The organism is Sulfitobacter marinus (genome assembly GCF_900116285.1).
Classification (GTDB): domain Bacteria; phylum Pseudomonadota; class Alphaproteobacteria; order Rhodobacterales; family Rhodobacteraceae; genus Sulfitobacter; species Sulfitobacter marinus.
On record NZ_FPAJ01000004.1, the window covers coordinates 172,333 to 187,797 of the forward strand.

Consider the following 15,465-nt stretch of genomic DNA (forward strand, 5'->3'; position numbering starts at 1 on the left):
TCCATTTGGAAAACCAAAGTTGCATTTCCAACCTTTTGGGCGGGCGTTGATATCGCGCAGCGTTAAAGTGCAGGCCTGTATTGCGTTCCTTGAACCAACAAGAGGATGCAGCAATTCATGTTGAGATACATTTACGGTGACGAACTGAAAAATCATCCGGAACTTAGTGAAACGATGTTTCGCGACAGGGCAGCACAATTCAAAGACCGTTTAAAATGGGATGTCACGGTTGATGCGAACGGATTTGAGAAAGATGAATACGACGCGTTAAACCCGCTTTATGTAATTTGGGAACTGCCGGATGGCCGTCATGGTGGATCAATGCGGTTTCTGCCGACAACGGGGCGGACCATGGTGAATGAGCATTTCGCCGATCTTTTGGAGGGGCCAATCTGCAGTCCCTTGATTTGGGAATGCACGCGATTTTGCTTGAACAAGAATGCGTCCGGGCAGGCCGCCGCCGCGTTGATGCTGGGCGGCGGGGAGATAATGCGAGGCTTTGTTGTCGCGCATTTTGCCGGTGTTTTTGATGCGCGTATGGTGCGGATATACCGGATGACCGGGGCCTCGCCTGAAATTCTGGGCTCCAGCGGCGCGGGGGCTGCGCGGATCAGTGTGGGGCTCTGGAGCTTTGACGAAGCTGCCCAAGCGCGTTTGGCCGAGCGGTCTGGCATTTCGCCGCGCCAGTCGGCGCAGTGGTTTCAGCAGTGTTGTGACCAACCTTTCCCAATGAAGCTGGCGATTAGCGCCTAAGCTGTCTGGTCCCCGGCGCGGCCCTGATTTAGGGTCGCGCTATGACAACACCTACCTTTACCTATTCAGATGATCAGGCGGCCGCTTATGACAGCGTGACCGAAATGTTGCGTCTTGCCGGGATTAATCTGGAAGACAGTCTTTTGATGCCGCCCGCGGGTGGCAAAGATCAGGTTATGGCTGTGACGGGTAAGGCGGGGTCGGGTAAGACGCTGTTGCTGGCAGAGCTGTACAAAGCCTTACAAGCCGCAGGGGTCGATATCGTTTCAGGTGATTACGAATCCCGCAAGCGCAAGGACAAGCGGTCGCTTGCGATTTTGGCCCCGACAAACAAGGCGGCATCGGTGTTGCGCCTGCGGGGCGTGCCTGCGACGACGATCCACCGGATCTTGTATACGCCGGTTTATGACCCTGAATATGAGCGCATCGCGGAATGGTTGACCGGCAACGGCGAGCGACCAGAGATTGAGGGGCTGACCGAGCTATCACTTGATCGCGCTGCTGCATTTTATGCCAATAACAAATCGATCCCCGGCGCGCTGGCGGCCGCAGGTTTGCGCGGCAGTGATTTTATCACCGGTTGGAAGCGGCGCGAAGAACCTTTGGATATCGGGCTGGTTGATGAAAGTTCGATGCTGGATGACAAGCAGTTCGAAGACCTTAAAGAGATTTTCCCGACGCTGCTGTTGTTTGGCGACCCTGCGCAGCTGGCACCGGTGGGCCAATCCGGCACAATGGTGTTCGAGAAACTGCCACAAGGCCGGGTGCTGAATCTCAACCGTATTCACCGCCAGCAGGCCGACAATCCTATTTTGGACTTGGCCCATGCCTTGGCCGACCCAGATCTGACCTTCGAGCAGTTTGAGCGGATGGTTGAGGCGGCGGCGAAGAAGGATGACCGTGTGGTTTGGGGCCAGCGCGTCGAGGTTGACTTGATGGCGCGGTCCCCTGTTTTGGTGTGGCGCAACGCCACGCGCATTCGTCTGATCAACGCGTTCCGATCGGTGCATGGCGCGCCAGAGGATGCACTGCTGGAAGGCGAGCCGCTTATTTGTGACGGCATTGAACTGCCACTAAAGCATCGCAAAAAACGGTTGGACCTTGAGGCGCGCGGATTGATCAAAGGCGCGCAGGTGATCTATCTGGGCAATGGTCGTAAACCGGGGTTTAGCCGTTTGCATGTGATGGGTGCCGAAGACCCGCAGATATCGGCCGCATCTATTGTGAAGATCGAAAAACCGGATGAGGAAGAACCGTTTATCCCTTTTGCCGCGCGGATGGGTGCCACGTTTTTGCATGGCGCGGCGGTGACGATTCACAAGGCCCAAGGCAGCCAATGGGACACGGTTCAGGTTTTTGCCCCCGATCTATATGCTGCGGCGCGCATGGGCCGGTCAGAGGCAGGGCAACCCTTGTGGAAACGGCTTGCCTATGTCGCAATTACTCGGGCGCAGGAACGGCTGATTTGGGTGGTGCGCAACCGGCTGTCCAAACCGACGGGCATGCTGCGCGTCGATGATTTGCGGGCAGTTGCCGCAGCACCGCTAAGTCTGGATGCACAAACGGAGGAAGAGGCATGAAAACGATACTGATCACGGGGGCAAGTTCGGGGATCGGGCGCGCCACGGCAGAGATGTTCTTGGGCCATGGATGGCGTGTCGGGTTGATCGCACGTCGGGCCGACCGGCTGGTCGAAATCGCCGACGCCTATCCGAACGCTGTGGCACTGCCTGCCGATGTGACTGATGCGGCGGCCATGCGCGCCGCATTCGAAGAGTTCGGGCATATCGACGTCTTGTTCAACAACGCAGGTATGTTTGGAACGGCGGCCCCAATTGACGAAATCCCGCTTGAGACATGGACCGAGGTGATGCAGGTCAATATCAATGGCATGTTCATCGCCGCGCAATTGGCGTTCGAGCAGATGCGCAAGCAGAAAAGCGGCGGGCGGATCATCAATAACGGGTCGCTGTCCGCCTATGTGCCGCGCCCCGGATCGGTTTGCTATACCATGAGCAAACATGCGGTCACCGGCCTGACGCGCACGCTGTCGCTGGATGGCCGGCCGTTTAACATTGCATGTGGGCAGATCGACATCGGGAATGCCGAAAGCGAGATGGTGGCAAACCTCAAGATGTCACATCCTGATTTGGACACGATGGATGTGAAACATGCGGCGTCTTCTGTGCTGCATATGGCACAGATGCCGCCAGAGGCGAATGTTCAATTCATGACCGTGATGGCGACCAAGATGCCCTATATCGGGCGTGGTTAACGGCGGATCAGCGCAAAGGCGGTCGAGGCCAGCCACCCGGCACTGATCGCAATGGCCAGCGACAAAAGGCCGTATAGCAAGGATTGTTCCCGCGATAGGTTGTAGAGCCAGCGTTCCAGCCCGACCTTGCGCACGTCAATTAACGTTTCGTACTGCGCAACCACATTGCCGTCGCGTGTCAGGAAAATCCGTGTGTCGTAATCCCCTTCGACCAAGGCCGCCGGGAGCTGGACTGTCGCGCGGAACAGCGTTTGCTGGTCGACGGTTACGCCTGTCTCGTCCAGTTGATACTGGTTTTCCTGTGATCGGATACGGATCAGCGCTTCGGTGAATGCAGGGGAATCGGTGATCGTCATTGGCGCGCCGACCGACCTGATTGCCCGAGGGATCGATATTTTATGGCGCAGGTCCTCGACCCCACTTAGCACATCGCGGATTGGGCCACTGGTGGCCACAGCGTAAAAGCTGGGCGCGCGGTCGACCTCTACGGAATCGGTGTTTACCCAGATGCCGAACTTCTTTTCCTTGCGGCGCACCACCACGGGTTTTGAAGGACCCGATACCGTGACGACGACCTGCAACTGTGAAGATTCAGGGATGGGGGTTTCGCGTTTCACGGCCCCGAAAATGATAATCTCGGACCCGTTGAAATTTGTGGCGATCGATACTTCGGTCTGGTTTAGACCCAACACAATGTCTTCTTCGGCCTGCGCTATCGCCCCAAAAGCCAGCCAGGCAAGGGCTGCTGCAACGTAGCGCCGGATCATGACGTGAACCCGATGGAGTAAAGCTCGGACGGTTGCAGCAGCAAGTCCAAGGCTAGCTTTCCGCAAACTGCCAACACCAAAAGTGCCAGTAGAATGCGCAATTGTTCGGCCTTAAGCTTGGTGCCGAGGGACGTGCCAAATTGCGCGCCGACAACGCCGCCGATCAGCAGCAGAACCGCCAGTACGATATCGACCGTGTAGTTGGTTGTCGCGTGCAGAAGCGTGGTAAATGCCGTTACGAACAGGATTTGGAACAGCGATGTGCCAACGACCACTTTGGTCGGCATGCCCAGCAGATAGATCATTGCCGGGACCATGATAAAGCCACCCCCAACGCCCATAATGGCGGCCAGCAAGCCGACGAAGGCGCCAACCAACAAGGGTGGAATGACCGAGATATAAAGCCCGGTTACACGGAACCGCATTTTGAAGGGCAGCTTTTGAATCCAGGTGTGTTTCTTGCGGGGCTGGCGTTTCCCGCTGCGGGTTTTGTACAGCGCGTTGAGCGATTCAATAAACATCAACCCGCCGATGATCCCCAAAAAGACCACATAGCAAAGGTTGACCAGCAAATCGACTTGGCCAAGCGATTTGAGATAGTTGAAAATGCTGACGCCCCCGGCAGCCCCCACAAGCCCGCCGATCAACAAAACGGTGCCCATCCTCAGATCGACAGTCTTGCGTTTCAGATGGGCGAGCAGCGCGGACACAGAGGAGGCGACAATCTGGTTCGCGCCCGTTGCCACGGCGACCGCTGGCGGGATACCGATAAAGAACAAAAGCGGCGTGATCAGAAACCCGCCGCCGACGCCGAACATGCCCGAAAGAACGCCGACAAGTCCGCCCAGACCTAAAAGCAGAAAGGCGTTGACCGAAATCTCTGCGATGGGCAGGTATATTTGCATATATGCTGTTAGCCTGATTTGCGGATTAAAATCAATTGTGGATGCTGCGCCGCCGAAAAAAATCCGGCAGCGCAGACGCTCTTATCGTTCTTTGACGTAGGGCTCTCCGCCCGCGCGGGGCGGGATGGCTTTGCCGACAAACCCGGCAAGGATGATGACGGTCATGACATAGGGCAGCGCGCCCAGCAGTTGGCCCTGAACTTTGACGCCTATCAATGCTTCGATCACGTCGGGGCGTGTTTCCAACGCACCGAACAGGCCAAACAACAGCGTCGCCCAAAGCGCATACCATGGCCGCCACTTAGCAAAGATCAACGCGGCCAAGGCGATATAGCCACGGCCGGCCGACATGTCCTTGATGAACCCGGCTTGCAGCGCGGTGCTGAGGTATGCGCCAGCAATACCACACAAGACGCCGCAGATGCACACGGCAGCATAGCGTAGCCCGATGACCGATACGCCTGCCGTGTCTACCGCGGCGGGGTTTTCCCCTACGGCGCGCAGGCGCAGGCCAAACCGCGTGCGATACAGCAACCACCATGTCAGCGGCACAGCAGCAAAGGCGGCATAAACGAGGATCGAATGGCCCGAGATCAGTTCGGCGTAAAGCGGGCCGATGAATGGCACAGGCTCAACCGCGTCGGCGAATGGCAGGGTGATCGGGTTGAACCTCGCACCGCCGATCAGCGACGGGGTGCGGCCGCCCTGTTGAAACCAGTCTTGCGCAATCAGCACGGTCAGACCGGCCGCAAGAAAGTTAATCGCCACACCCGAAATCAGTTGGTTGCCGCGAAAGGTAATCGAGGCCAAGCCGTGCAGCAAACTAAGCGCGAGCGAAGCTGCGATCCCCGCCAGCAACCCCAGCCACACATTGCCATACAGCGCTGCAATCGCTGCGGAAAAGAACGCCGCCGCCAACATTTTGCCATCCAACCCGATGTCAAAAATACCCGCGCGTTCGGAAAACAGCCCTGCAAGGCAGGCCAGCAGCAGCGGTGTCGCAAGGCGAACGGTACTGTCCAGCAGTTGGATAAGTGTCATGTAATCCATTATTCTGCAGGCTCCACCGGTTTACGTTCTGGTTTGGGCGCACGGGCATTTCGGATGCTCAGGAATATTTTCTCCAGCGGCATCCGCACCATGTTATCAAGCGCACCGGTGAACAAGATGACCAGTGCCTGAATGACGACGATCAATTCGCGCGGGATCGAGGTCCAAAGCGCGAGCTCCGCACCGCCTTGGTACAAAAAACCGAATAGGATCGCGGCCAGAAAAACGCCCAGCGGATGGCTCCGACCCATCAAGGCGACCGCAATACCGATGAAACCGGCCCCTTCGGTTGCGTTCAGAACCAAGCGTTCAGATTCGCCCATAACGTTATTGATTGCCATCATTCCGGCCAACCCGCCCGAGATGATCATTGTGATCATCGTGATCTTTACAGGTGAGATTCCGGCGTATTTCGCCGCAGATTCCGAATGGCCATAGGCCCGAATTTCATAGCCGAGCCGGGTGCGCCAAATCAGCACCCAAAGAAAGAAACAGGCAGCAATTGCGACCAGAAGCGAGATATTGGCAGGGGCCGCTTTGGAAAAGTTGATCCCGATAGGAGCCAGCAAATCATGCAGCGTTGGCAGGTTGGTGGCATCGGGGAACCGTGCTGTGGCCGGGTCCATGCTGCCTTTGGGGCGCAGCATATTCACCAGAATATAGTTCAGCACCGCCGCCGCGATAAAGTTGAACATGATTGTGGTGATCACGATATGGCTGCCGCGTTTGGCTTGCAAAAACGCAGGGATCGCCGCCCATGCTGCACCAAAAAGCGCGGCCATTGTAGTGGCCCCGATCAGCGCCAATGACCAATGCGGCCATGGGATATAAAGGCAGGCCAGCGCAACGCCCAGACCACCCAGCATCGCCTGACCTTCGCCACCAATGTTGAACAGACGCGCATGAAACGCGATGGCGACACAGAGGCCGGTGAACATGAAATTCGTGGCGTAATACAGTGTGTAGCCCCAGCCATAGGTACTACCCAACGCGCCGGTCACCATCAGCTTGACCGCAGCAACGGGGTCTTCCCCGATCCCGAGGATCACCAGTGCCGACAGGATCGCGGCCAATATCAAAGAGATAAGCGGCACAAGAACGACCTCGGCCCATTTTGGCATGACGTCCATCCTAGCCCCCTATCTTTGCATCAGCGTCAGTAATGCCCGCCATCATCAGGCCCAGCTCTTTTTCATCGGTGTCGGCAGCATCGCGCACGCCCATGATCTGCCCGTCAAACATTACGGCGACACGGTCGCTGAGTGCGAGGATTTCCTCAAGCTCGACCGACACCAGCAAGATCGCCTTGCCCTGATCACGCAGGGCAACAATCTGTTGGTGGATGAATTCGATGGCACCGATATCGACACCGCGCGTCGGTTGACCAATGAGCAAAAGATCGGGATTGCGTTCGATCTCGCGGGCCAGAACGATCTTTTGCTGGTTCCCACCCGAGAAGTTTTTAGCCGCCAGTTTCGGGTTGGGCGGGCGCACATCAAAACGCTCCATCTTTTCGACGGTATCAGCTTTGATCGCCGCGTTGTTCATCAAGATACCGCTGCGATAGGACGGGTCTTTGTGGTAGCCAAAGGCGGTATTTTCCCACGCGTGATAGTCCATAATCAGACCTTCGCGTTGGCGGTCCTCGGGGACGTGGGCAATGCCGTGGTTGCGCCGTGACTGGCCGTCGGACTGTTTGCCGGTCAGGTCCAGTGCTTGGCCCTTAACCTGAACCGAACCGGTCCCGGTTTGATAGCCGCCCAAAACCTCGAGCAGTTCGGACTGGCCGTTGCCAGCCACACCCGCCACGCCCAGTATTTCACCGGCACGCACTTGCAGATCGATCCCGCGCAGACGTTCGACGCCTTTTTCGTCAACAACCCGCAAGCCATGGATATCCAGAACGACATCGCGTGGCTGCGCAGGCGCTTTGTCAACGCGGAGCAACACTTTGCGACCAACCATCAGCTCAGCCAGTTCGGCGGGGGAGGTTTCGGTAGTCTTGACCGTTGCGGTCATTTCGCCGCGCCGCATCACCGATACTGTGTCCGTAATGTCCATGATTTCGCGCAGTTTGTGCGTGATCAGAATGATCGTTTTCCCCTCGGACCGCAGCCGACCCAAAATGCGGAACAGCTGATCGGCTTCTGCCGGGGTCAGCACGCCCGTGGGTTCATCCAAAATCAGAATATCGGCCTGCCGGTACAATGCCTTCAGAATCTCGACCCGTTGCTGCATGCCGACACCGATGTCTTGGATCAGCGCGTCAGGGTCGACTTTGAGGCCGTAATCATCGGCCAGCTTCAAAAGGCTTTTGCGCGCCTTGGCCAGCGACGGTTTCAGCAACCGTCCGTCTTCGGCACCCAGAATGATATTCTCAAGCACCGTGAAATTCTCGACCAGCTTGAAATGCTGGAACACCATCCCGATGCCTGCGGCGATCGCGGCCTGGCTGTCAGGGATATCTGTCTTTTCCCCACTGATGAAAATCTCGCCCTTATCCGCTTTGTAAAAGCCATAAAGGATGCTCATCAACGTGGATTTACCCGCGCCGTTTTCACCGATGATCCCATGGATCGTACCGGGCATAACGCGAATGGAGATATCTTTGTTGGCCTGCACTGGCCCAAAGGCTTTGGAAATACCTTTGAGTTCAATGGCTGGAGCGGCAGTTGCCTGCCGCTCCATATCCGTTTTGTCGTTCACGTTCAGAAATCCAGAACGGGGCAGGTATCGTCGGACATATAGTCGTGGACCATCAATGTGCCGTCTGCGATCTGTGCAGATGCCTCGTCGACTACGGCTTGCATGTCGGCAGAAACGATATCCTTGTTGTATTCATCCATCGCATAACCGACGCCGCCATTGGCGATGCCCATCACGTTAAAGCCTTTTTCCATACCGGGGCCATCTGTCATGGCTTGGTACACTGCGTTATCAACGCGCTTCAGCATGGATGTCAGAACCTTACCGGGGTGCATGTAGTTTTGGTTGCTGTCCACACCGATGGACAAGATACCTTCGTCTGCGGCTGTTTGCAGAACGCCAACGCCCGTGCCGCCAGCGGCAGCATAAACCACATCAGCGCCTTGGCTGATTTGTGCTTTCGTCAGTTCGGAACCTTTTACCGGGTCATTCCAAGCGGCAGGTGTGGTGCCTGTCATGTTGGAAATAACGGTCGCGTCAGGGTTGGCTGCCAAGACACCTTGGGCATAGCCACAGGCGAATTTGCGGATCAACGGGATGTCCATGCCGCCGATAAAGCCGACAGTGTTCGATTCAGATGCCATCGCGGCCATCATACCAACCAGATACGAACCTTCGTGTTCGTTGAACACAACCGAACGTACGTTTGGCGCATCAACAACCATGTCGATGATGACAAAATCTGTTTCAGGGTAATCGCCAGCAACTTGGCCAAGTGCGTCACCAAAAGCAAAGCCGGTCATGACGATCGGGTTGGAACCTGCTTCGGCGAAACGGCGCAATGCTTGTTCGCGCTGTGCTTCGGATTGCAATTCGATTTCGCGGAATGTCTCGCCTGTTTCTTCGGCCCAACGCTGTGCGCCAGCGAATGCCGCTTCGTTAAAAGATTTGTCGAATTTGCCGCCAAGGTCAAAAATCAACGCAGGCTCGGCCAGTGCAGCACCAGCGCCAAGGGCGGTGACAGCAGCGGCACCAAGCAGTTTGGTCATTAGGGTCATGGATTGTCTCCCAGGTTTTGTTGTGTTGGGGTTTGGCGCAGGGCCTTACCCGGTCGCGGGCGCGCGCCCGTCGATCAGATACACGATACTGCGTAGCGGGTGGCTGGGGTCAACCGGATTCTCGGTTTTAAGGCCCGGAATTTACTGATTAACCACGCGTTAAGTCCTTTGAGAGGATCAAAGCGTCGATGAATGCACCCTCTTTACGCGCATAATAGCGTGATCTTCTGGCTGTTTTATGAAAGCCAAGGCTTTCATAAAGGGCAATAGCGGAGGTATTATCCGCGGCCACCTCAAGAAACGCACTGTCTGCACCACAGGTCAGCCACGTGTTCATCAAACGTCGCCCGATGCCCTGATTCTGATATGCCGGATCAACGGCAATCGTCAGCAGCTCGGTCTCGCCCGCAACAAGCCGCGTGAGGGCAAAGCCGCCCTGCGCCTCAAGCGCTGTGACAAAAGGCGACGCAAGAAGGTCGGCAATCTCAGCGGCACTCCAGGCGCGATCATGCAGAAACGCCGCCGCGTGAATTTGTGCCATCTGATTTGGGGTCATGGTAAGATGGCAGGCGGCGCATCGCGTGCAGGGGCTGCATCGGCGGGGCGCAGGTACAGCGGGGCTGGGCGCGGATTATCATGGGATATACGGCTGGCCGCGATATGCGCAATGGCGTCGGCCAGTGGCATCTGAGGATCGCAAAGCGTGCCGTTGCATAGTGTGGCGATCATATCAGCCTGAAAACCGATGCAGGTCGGATTGGCTTGTGATGGGATCGTCGGCAAATCGTCAAGGCTGCAAAGAGATGGCGGATGATCATTCAACGTGCCAGTGACCTGAACAAACATTTTGTCTTGGCGCGCATCCACGCTGGTGACGACCACGCCATCCGTGCCGTGGGCCAAGGCCTCGAGTTGGGACACCCCGATTGCAGGAATGCCCAACCCCAAGGCCAGACCGCGCGCGGTGGAAACGGAAATGCGGATGCCGGTGAAATTGCCCGGCCCGATCCCGACGCCAATGGCGGTCAAATCCTGATAGGTGACCCCTGCCTGTTCCAGCACACCGCTGCACAGACCCAGCAACCGTTCGCCTTGCCCCTTGGCCATGGGTTCTAGGATGCTTGCCACAATCTGATCGCCGGACAGCAAAGCGGCCGCACAATGTGCGGCCGATGTGTCAAACGCCAGTATTAGTGGCGATTTAGGCAACCGGGCGTACCTCGGTTACTTCGGGGATGTAGTGGCGCAACAGGTTTTCGATCCCCATTTTCAACGTCAATGTCGAAGACGGGCAGCCTGCGCAGGCCCCTTGCATGTGCAGATAAACCACACCGCGTTCAAATCCGTGAAACGTGATGTCGCCGCCGTCTTGGGCAACGGCAGGGCGCACGCGGCTATCAAGCAGTTCCTTGATCTGGCCCACAATTGCGCCGTCTTCGCCGGTATGCTCGGCGTGGCCGGACGCGTGATCGTGACCGGTTTCCATGACGGGTTGACCCGATTGGAAATGCTCCATGATGGCACCCAAAAGCGCGGGCTTCAGGTGGTCCCACTCAACGGAATCAACTTTGGTCACGGTCACGAAATCGGTACCAAAAAACACGCCTGTCACACCTTCTACGGCGAACAACCGCGTGGCAAGCGGCGACGCGCTGGCGGCTTCGGGTGCGGGGAAATCGGCCGTGCCCATTTCCAGCACGGTCTGGCCGGGCAAGAATTTCAACGTAGCGGGGTTCGGCGTGGATTCGGTCTGAATAAACATGACATGCTCCTGACAACGGGTTGTCTTTGATATGCGGACTCTAGCGCCCCAAGTCAAGGTTTGGAACGATTCTAAAAAGTGGTGCCGCTGCGATTAATGTGGCTGCGCTCTTAGGTGATCGCCTCAAGACGCTCTTTGCTCAGATCGCCGGGCACAATCGTAATCGGGATGGGCAAGCTGCCCGCGTTGCGCGACAATTGCGTGACCAATGGGCCCGGACCTGATTTTTTATCGGTCCCGGCCCCCAGAACCAGAACGCCTACATCCGGATCCTCGGCAAGCTGTGCAATGATCTCGTCCACAACAACGCCTTCGCGGATCACCAGCTCGGGGTCGACATTCAACCGGCCGCGCATCCATTTGGCGAAGACTTCGAAATGCACTTCGATCCGTTCGCGGGCTTCCTCACGCATGACTTCGGCCACGCCGATCCAGTGGTTAAACTCATCCGGCGGAATGACTGACAGCACAACAACCCCGCCGCCTGAATTGGACGCACGCATCGCAGCAAACCGCATCGCATTCAGACATTCGCGGCTGTCATCCAGGACCACCATAAATTTACGCATCGTCTTCTCCGATCGGGCATTGGGGGCAGGGGCAATCATGCCGTTTGCACATGCCGCTGGCAATCGCGATTTTCTTGGGGTGGGTCAGCCGCGCGCTGTTGCGGCCCAATCCCAATACATATCGCGCACATGACGGGTGATCGGGCCAATCTGATACTGCGTGTCATCAAAGGCCTTAACCGGCGTGACCTTCATCATATTACCGGACAGGAATACCTCATCGGCAGCATGGAAGTCTTCAAAGCTCAAAACCGTCTCGTGCACCTTGATCCCGTCCGCACGCATGTTTTCAATGTGCCGCGCGCGGGTGATCCCGGCTAGAAAAGTCCCGTTCGGAATGGGGGTGAACACTTCGCCGTCCTTAACCATGAACGCATTGGCCGACGCGGATTCGGCCACGTTGCCCAATGCATCCGCCACCAGCGCATTGCCAAACCCTTTGGCGCGGGCCTCGACCATCATGCGGGCGTTGTTTGGATACAGACAGCCCGCCTTGGCGTTCACGACATTATCCTCAAGCACGGGGCGGCGGAAACGGGTGCGCGTCAATGTGGTCGCGGCCTCTGGCGGGGCCATTGGAATTTGTTCAAGCGAGATCGCAAAACCCGTCGCGTCCTTTAGCGGGACAATGCCCAGATCATCCCCGGCGAGTGCCCAGTACATGGGGCGGATATAGACTGCATCGGTCCTATCATAGCTTTTCAGCCCTTCGCGGACCATTTCTATCATATCGGCAGTTTCAACCGTGGGAGTTATCATCAATGCCTTGGCAGACCGATTGATCCGGGCGCAATGCGCCTCAAGATCGGGGGTCAGGCCATCGACCATGCGTGCGCCGTCGAACACGGTTGTACCCAGCCACGCCCCGTGATCTGCGGCCTTGATTACGGAAATATCGCCATCGTGCCAGGCACCGTCATAATATGTTTTTATCTTTGTGCCGGTGGCCATGTGATATTCCTTGGTCAGGGTTTAGGTGTTGTTCGATAGATACCTTCGGGCAGGTTCAGCGCAATGGTCAAATCGCGCAACTGCTCGGGCGACAGGCTGATTTTGCTGACGGTGTTGGTGCGTGCGTCCCACTGTTCAAATGTGACAACGCTGGCAAAGGCTTGCACGGTAACATCTTCGCGCAAGGGTGATTTGCCCTCGTCGACCAAAGTGATCACACTGGCATCAAATTCGTGTTCAATCGTAAACATGAGCGCACAATATTCTTTCGGTGGATCATTGCAAGAGCGCGCCCGCGTTGTATGTTCAATAGGGTCTCGAGGGTCTCGCCGCATCAAAGGGTGCAGAAAGAGTTTCGTGCAAGGTCACAAGGAATTGCCGTTATATGATTAGGTTTTTTGGTATTCTTGGCGTCATGGTTTCGGTTGCGGCATGCGAACCGGTGGTGACGACGGGGCCAGCTACGCAACAGCCCGGTGACCAGTCGCAAAATTCCAGCCTGTCCGCATCCCAGTCGGCGCGCAGCTTTTTGCATGTTGTTCAAACCGTCGAACCCGTGGCTGAACGCGAATGCCGCGCGCGCACGTCGGGTATCAATTGTGACTTCAACATTGTTGTGGACGACCGCCCCGGGCAGCCCGCCAATGCCTACCAAACCGAAGACCGCGCTGGTCGCCCTGTGATCGCGTTTACTTTGGCGTTGCTCGAAGACGCTCGTAACGAGGACGAGCTTGCCTTTGTTCTGGGGCATGAGGCGGCGCATCACATTTCGGGTCACATCGCCCGACAGCAGCAAAATGCGGTCGCGGGCGCAGTTATCTTTGCGGGATTGGCGACGCTCAGCGGTGGGAATGCGTCTGCGGTTGAAACCGCACAGCGTTTGGGCGCGCAGGTTGGGGCACGGACCTATTCCAAGGATTTCGAACTTGAGGCAGATGCGCTTGGCACTGTGATTACAGCACGTGCGGGATACAACCCATTGCGCGGTGCTGAATTCTTTACCCGCATCCCTGATCCCGGCGACAGATTCTTGGGAACTCATCCGCCCAACGCTGCGCGCATTGACACAGTTCGCCGCACCGCTGCGGGGCTTTAGCGGTTTTGCATCAGCTGGGTCAAATCCTGACAGATCGGGGATCGAAATACGCGGTATCGGGGCTGGCGGTGACAGACCGCGCCGCCGTTGATGCCGCGTTAAAAGACCTCAAGCGGACCAAATCATATGCCAAGGCGACGCACAACACATGGGCGGTGTTGCTGTCTGAGGGAGGGCCGCTCAAGGGCGACGATGGTGAAACTGGTGCGGGCATGATCATTGTTCGAATGCTGGAACGCGAAGCGTTGTTTGACCATCTGATCGTTGTGACGCGGTGGTACGGGGGCAAACATCTGGGCGGCGACCGCTTTCGTCATGTCCAGACCTGCGTTCGCGCCTATCTGGACGACGTGATCACGCGCTGATCCAGATCGCCGCAAAAAGGCAGATCGACGCAACCAACACAAAAACATGCCAGATCGCATTCTGGTAGCGCATACCGGGATGCGCATAGATCAACGTGCCCACCGAATAGATGAAGCCGCCCACCAAAATCAGGGTCAACGCAGTACCGGGCAGCGCGTGCCACATCGGCCAGATCAACAGAACCGACAGCCATCCCATGCCCAAATACAAAGCCAGCGACGCCTTTGACCGCGTTGTCCAGAACGACAGCTTGGCCAGCGCGCCGATGATGGCCAGCACCCATACCAACCCAAGGACCGCATAGGCAAACCCGCTGCCGATTGTGGCCACGACAGGCGTATAGGTTCCCGCGATTTTAAAGTAGATCGCCGCGTGATCGATACGCCCCAGAAAGGCGCGGCTTTGGTCGAATGGCATAAGGTGATAGAGCGCGGAGGCTGACAGCGAAAACAAAAAACAGACCGCGTAAATCATGATCGGGGCCGGGGGGATGTCTTGCCCGGCCGAGGACATCACCAACATAAAGCTTGCCGGGATGGCAAAGCCCAACCCGACGGCATGAACGGTGCCATCTGCTACAGTTTCAGCAATGCTATGCGGGTACCCCATGCCCAACCCATAGCGCAGCATCGTATCATCTTGGTGAAGGAGAGCAGGTAAAGGTCAAATACAAGATATTTTGAAGGCTCAGGTTATTCAGAGGTGCACGGGCCGAGGGCTACGCGAACGCATCTGCAAGCCACGACCTTAGCGTGGTTTATTGCCGTCAATCCAGCGCGACATCATGGTTTTATCGCGAAAGCATTCCTGCGGAATATCACGCCGCTTCACCCGTGCAATCCGTTCGGCAAACGCCACCTGTTTGGACGACGGATAATTGGCAAATCGTCCCTCAATCGGCTTCGGCTTATGGCTGTCGATCCAGGCCGACAAAGCCACCCGATCCGCGTCGATCCCCTTGGGCAGGCGCGCACCGGTTTTGGCGGCCAGCGACGTTGCATATTGCATCTGCTTTGGCGTGGCAGGCAAAGCATGGCTGTCATCATGATGATGCGCCGGCACCGCCCCCTGATCAGGGGAAAACAATCCGGGAAATTGAGGTTGGTAGGACATTTGGGAAGCCCCCTGCATTCTGTTATGGAACATATATAGAACATTAACGGAACATTTGCAAGGCGCGTGTCTGAGCACCTTGCTGCGCGGGGTGTATGTAGGGGTATTTTGGCCGCGATCAACTATATGAGCTATTTTTGGCCGATGGGGAGGG

19 protein-coding genes are annotated in these 15,465 nt (G+C 56.9%); 5 read left to right on the forward strand and 14 right to left on the reverse strand.

All coding sequences use genetic code 11. The features are described 5' to 3' along the window. The first annotated feature begins 117 nt into the window (after positions 1 to 117). Genes BM347_RS12325 through BM347_RS12335 form a run of 3 tightly spaced genes read left to right on the forward strand, consistent with a single transcriptional unit; the run spans position 118 to position 3,028 of the window. Positions 118 to 753, forward strand: a complete 636-nt coding sequence (locus BM347_RS12325; protein WP_093917059.1) for an acyl-homoserine-lactone synthase — start codon at positions 118 to 120, stop codon at positions 751 to 753. Positions 754 to 794: 41 nt separating this feature from the next. Continuing rightward, on the forward strand, positions 795 to 2,333 hold the full coding sequence (locus BM347_RS12330) for an ATP-dependent DNA helicase (protein WP_093916783.1): 1,539 nt from the start codon (positions 795 to 797) through the stop codon (positions 2,331 to 2,333). Further along, entirely contained in the window at positions 2,330 to 3,028 is a 699-nt protein-coding gene (locus BM347_RS12335) for an SDR family oxidoreductase (protein ID WP_093916784.1), read from the forward strand. Before BM347_RS12330 ends, BM347_RS12335 begins: the two co-directional genes overlap by 4 nt. Here BM347_RS12335 and BM347_RS12340 read toward each other — a convergent pair. The 12 genes from BM347_RS12340 to BM347_RS12395 all read right to left on the reverse strand — a co-directional run bounded on the left by BM347_RS12340 (position 3,025) and on the right by BM347_RS12395 (position 12,987). Further along, positions 3,025 to 3,795, reverse strand: a complete 771-nt coding sequence (locus BM347_RS12340; protein ID WP_093916785.1) for a TIGR02186 family protein — start codon at positions 3,793 to 3,795, stop codon at positions 3,025 to 3,027. The genes BM347_RS12335 and BM347_RS12340 overlap by 4 nt on opposite strands. Further along, positions 3,792 to 4,700 carry a sulfite exporter TauE/SafE family protein gene (locus tag BM347_RS12345; protein WP_093916786.1) on the reverse strand — a complete coding sequence of 303 codons (909 nt, stop codon included), beginning with the start codon at positions 4,698 to 4,700 and terminating at the stop codon, positions 3,792 to 3,794. The genes BM347_RS12340 and BM347_RS12345 overlap by 4 nt, the downstream gene beginning before the upstream one ends. A gap of 81 nt (positions 4,701 to 4,781) precedes the next feature. Beyond that, positions 4,782 to 5,750 carry an ABC transporter permease gene (locus BM347_RS12350; protein WP_093916787.1) on the reverse strand — a complete coding sequence of 323 codons (969 nt, stop codon included), beginning with the start codon at positions 5,748 to 5,750 and terminating at the stop codon, positions 4,782 to 4,784. Next, entirely contained in the window at positions 5,750 to 6,880 is a 1,131-nt protein-coding gene (locus BM347_RS12355) for an ABC transporter permease (protein WP_093916788.1), read from the reverse strand. Before BM347_RS12355 ends, BM347_RS12350 begins: the two co-directional genes overlap by 1 nt. A gap of 1 nt (position 6,881) precedes the next feature. Next, positions 6,882 to 8,438 carry an ABC transporter ATP-binding protein gene (locus BM347_RS12360; protein ID WP_093917060.1) on the reverse strand — a complete coding sequence of 519 codons (1,557 nt, stop codon included), beginning with the start codon at positions 8,436 to 8,438 and terminating at the stop codon, positions 6,882 to 6,884. 20 nt (positions 8,439 to 8,458) lie between these two features. Then, entirely contained in the window at positions 8,459 to 9,454 is a 996-nt protein-coding gene (locus BM347_RS12365) for a BMP family lipoprotein (protein ID WP_093916789.1), read from the reverse strand. Positions 9,455 to 9,602: 148 nt separating this feature from the next. Next, positions 9,603 to 9,995, reverse strand: a complete 393-nt coding sequence (locus tag BM347_RS12370) for a GNAT family N-acetyltransferase (RefSeq protein WP_245764263.1) — start codon at positions 9,993 to 9,995, stop codon at positions 9,603 to 9,605. 11 nt (positions 9,996 to 10,006) lie between these two features. Then, positions 10,007 to 10,663, reverse strand: coding sequence for a tRNA (adenosine(37)-N6)-threonylcarbamoyltransferase complex dimerization subunit type 1 TsaB (gene tsaB / locus BM347_RS12375; RefSeq protein WP_093916791.1), 657 nt, complete (start codon positions 10,661 to 10,663; stop codon positions 10,007 to 10,009). Continuing rightward, positions 10,656 to 11,216 (reverse strand): NifU family protein, encoded by a 561-nt coding sequence (locus BM347_RS12380; RefSeq protein WP_093916792.1) that lies wholly within the window; start codon positions 11,214 to 11,216, stop codon positions 10,656 to 10,658. The genes tsaB and BM347_RS12380 overlap by 8 nt, the downstream gene beginning before the upstream one ends. Before the next feature lie 110 nt (positions 11,217 to 11,326). Further along, entirely contained in the window at positions 11,327 to 11,785 is a 459-nt protein-coding gene (locus BM347_RS12385; protein WP_093917061.1) for a universal stress protein, read from the reverse strand. A gap of 84 nt (positions 11,786 to 11,869) precedes the next feature. Further along, positions 11,870 to 12,736, reverse strand: coding sequence for a branched-chain amino acid aminotransferase (locus tag BM347_RS12390; protein ID WP_093916793.1), 867 nt, complete (start codon positions 12,734 to 12,736; stop codon positions 11,870 to 11,872). Positions 12,737 to 12,750: 14 nt separating this feature from the next. Continuing rightward, the gene (locus BM347_RS12395; RefSeq protein ID WP_093916794.1) at positions 12,751 to 12,987 is read right to left on the reverse strand and encodes a hypothetical protein; all 237 of its coding nucleotides are present in this window, start codon (positions 12,985 to 12,987) and stop codon (positions 12,751 to 12,753) included. Between the two features lie 134 nt (positions 12,988 to 13,121). Here BM347_RS12395 and BM347_RS12400 point away from each other — a divergent pair, with 134 nt between their 5' ends. Together BM347_RS12400 and BM347_RS12405 are read left to right on the forward strand one after the other, a co-directional pair. Then, positions 13,122 to 13,832: a M48 family metallopeptidase gene (locus BM347_RS12400; protein ID WP_175498559.1), complete on the forward strand. Its 711-nt coding sequence runs from the start codon at positions 13,122 to 13,124 to the stop codon at positions 13,830 to 13,832. 5 nt (positions 13,833 to 13,837) lie between these two features. Further along, positions 13,838 to 14,197, forward strand: a complete 360-nt coding sequence (locus BM347_RS12405) for a YigZ family protein (protein ID WP_093916795.1) — start codon at positions 13,838 to 13,840, stop codon at positions 14,195 to 14,197. Here the strand turns inward: BM347_RS12405 and trhA are convergent. Together trhA and BM347_RS12415 are read right to left on the reverse strand one after the other, a co-directional pair. Further along, positions 14,187 to 14,828 carry a PAQR family membrane homeostasis protein TrhA gene (trhA, locus tag BM347_RS12410; protein ID WP_245764264.1) on the reverse strand — a complete coding sequence of 214 codons (642 nt, stop codon included), beginning with the start codon at positions 14,826 to 14,828 and terminating at the stop codon, positions 14,187 to 14,189. The genes BM347_RS12405 and trhA overlap by 11 nt on opposite strands. Positions 14,829 to 14,945: 117 nt before the next feature. Beyond that, positions 14,946 to 15,311, reverse strand: coding sequence for a hypothetical protein (locus BM347_RS12415; protein ID WP_093916796.1), 366 nt, complete (start codon positions 15,309 to 15,311; stop codon positions 14,946 to 14,948). Between the last annotated feature and the right edge of the window lie 154 nt (positions 15,312 to 15,465).

Excerpts from the sequence above, each read along its gene's own strand:
- BM347_RS12325 (WP_093917059.1), top strand. The coding sequence starts at position 118 with ATGTTGAGATACATTTACGGTGACGAACTGAAAAATCATCCGGAACTT.
- BM347_RS12330 (WP_093916783.1), top strand. The coding sequence starts at position 795 with ATGACAACACCTACCTTTACCTATTCAGATGATCAGGCGGCCGCTTAT.
- BM347_RS12335 (WP_093916784.1), top strand. The coding sequence starts at position 2,330 with ATGAAAACGATACTGATCACGGGGGCAAGTTCGGGGATCGGGCGCGCC.
- BM347_RS12340 (WP_093916785.1), bottom strand. The coding sequence starts at position 3,795 with ATGATCCGGCGCTACGTTGCAGCAGCCCTTGCCTGGCTGGCTTTTGGG.
- BM347_RS12345 (WP_093916786.1), bottom strand. The coding sequence starts at position 4,700 with ATGCAAATATACCTGCCCATCGCAGAGATTTCGGTCAACGCCTTTCTG.
- BM347_RS12350 (WP_093916787.1), bottom strand. The coding sequence starts at position 5,750 with ATGGATTACATGACACTTATCCAACTGCTGGACAGTACCGTTCGCCTT.
- BM347_RS12355 (WP_093916788.1), bottom strand. The coding sequence starts at position 6,880 with ATGGACGTCATGCCAAAATGGGCCGAGGTCGTTCTTGTGCCGCTTATC.
- BM347_RS12360 (WP_093917060.1), bottom strand. The coding sequence starts at position 8,438 with ATGGAGCGGCAGGCAACTGCCGCTCCAGCCATTGAACTCAAAGGTATT.
- BM347_RS12365 (WP_093916789.1), bottom strand. The coding sequence starts at position 9,454 with ATGACCCTAATGACCAAACTGCTTGGTGCCGCTGCTGTCACCGCCCTT.
- BM347_RS12370 (WP_245764263.1), bottom strand. The coding sequence starts at position 9,995 with ATGGCACAAATTCACGCGGCGGCGTTTCTGCATGATCGCGCCTGGAGT.
- BM347_RS12380 (WP_093916792.1), bottom strand. The coding sequence starts at position 11,216 with ATGTTTATTCAGACCGAATCCACGCCGAACCCCGCTACGTTGAAATTC.
- BM347_RS12385 (WP_093917061.1), bottom strand. The coding sequence starts at position 11,785 with ATGCGTAAATTTATGGTGGTCCTGGATGACAGCCGCGAATGTCTGAAT.
- BM347_RS12390 (WP_093916793.1), bottom strand. The coding sequence starts at position 12,736 with ATGGCCACCGGCACAAAGATAAAAACATATTATGACGGTGCCTGGCAC.
- BM347_RS12395 (WP_093916794.1), bottom strand. The coding sequence starts at position 12,987 with ATGTTTACGATTGAACACGAATTTGATGCCAGTGTGATCACTTTGGTC.
- BM347_RS12400 (WP_175498559.1), top strand. The coding sequence starts at position 13,122 with ATGATTAGGTTTTTTGGTATTCTTGGCGTCATGGTTTCGGTTGCGGCA.
- trhA (WP_245764264.1), bottom strand. The coding sequence starts at position 14,828 with ATGCTGCGCTATGGGTTGGGCATGGGGTACCCGCATAGCATTGCTGAA.
- BM347_RS12415 (WP_093916796.1), bottom strand. The coding sequence starts at position 15,311 with ATGTCCTACCAACCTCAATTTCCCGGATTGTTTTCCCCTGATCAGGGG.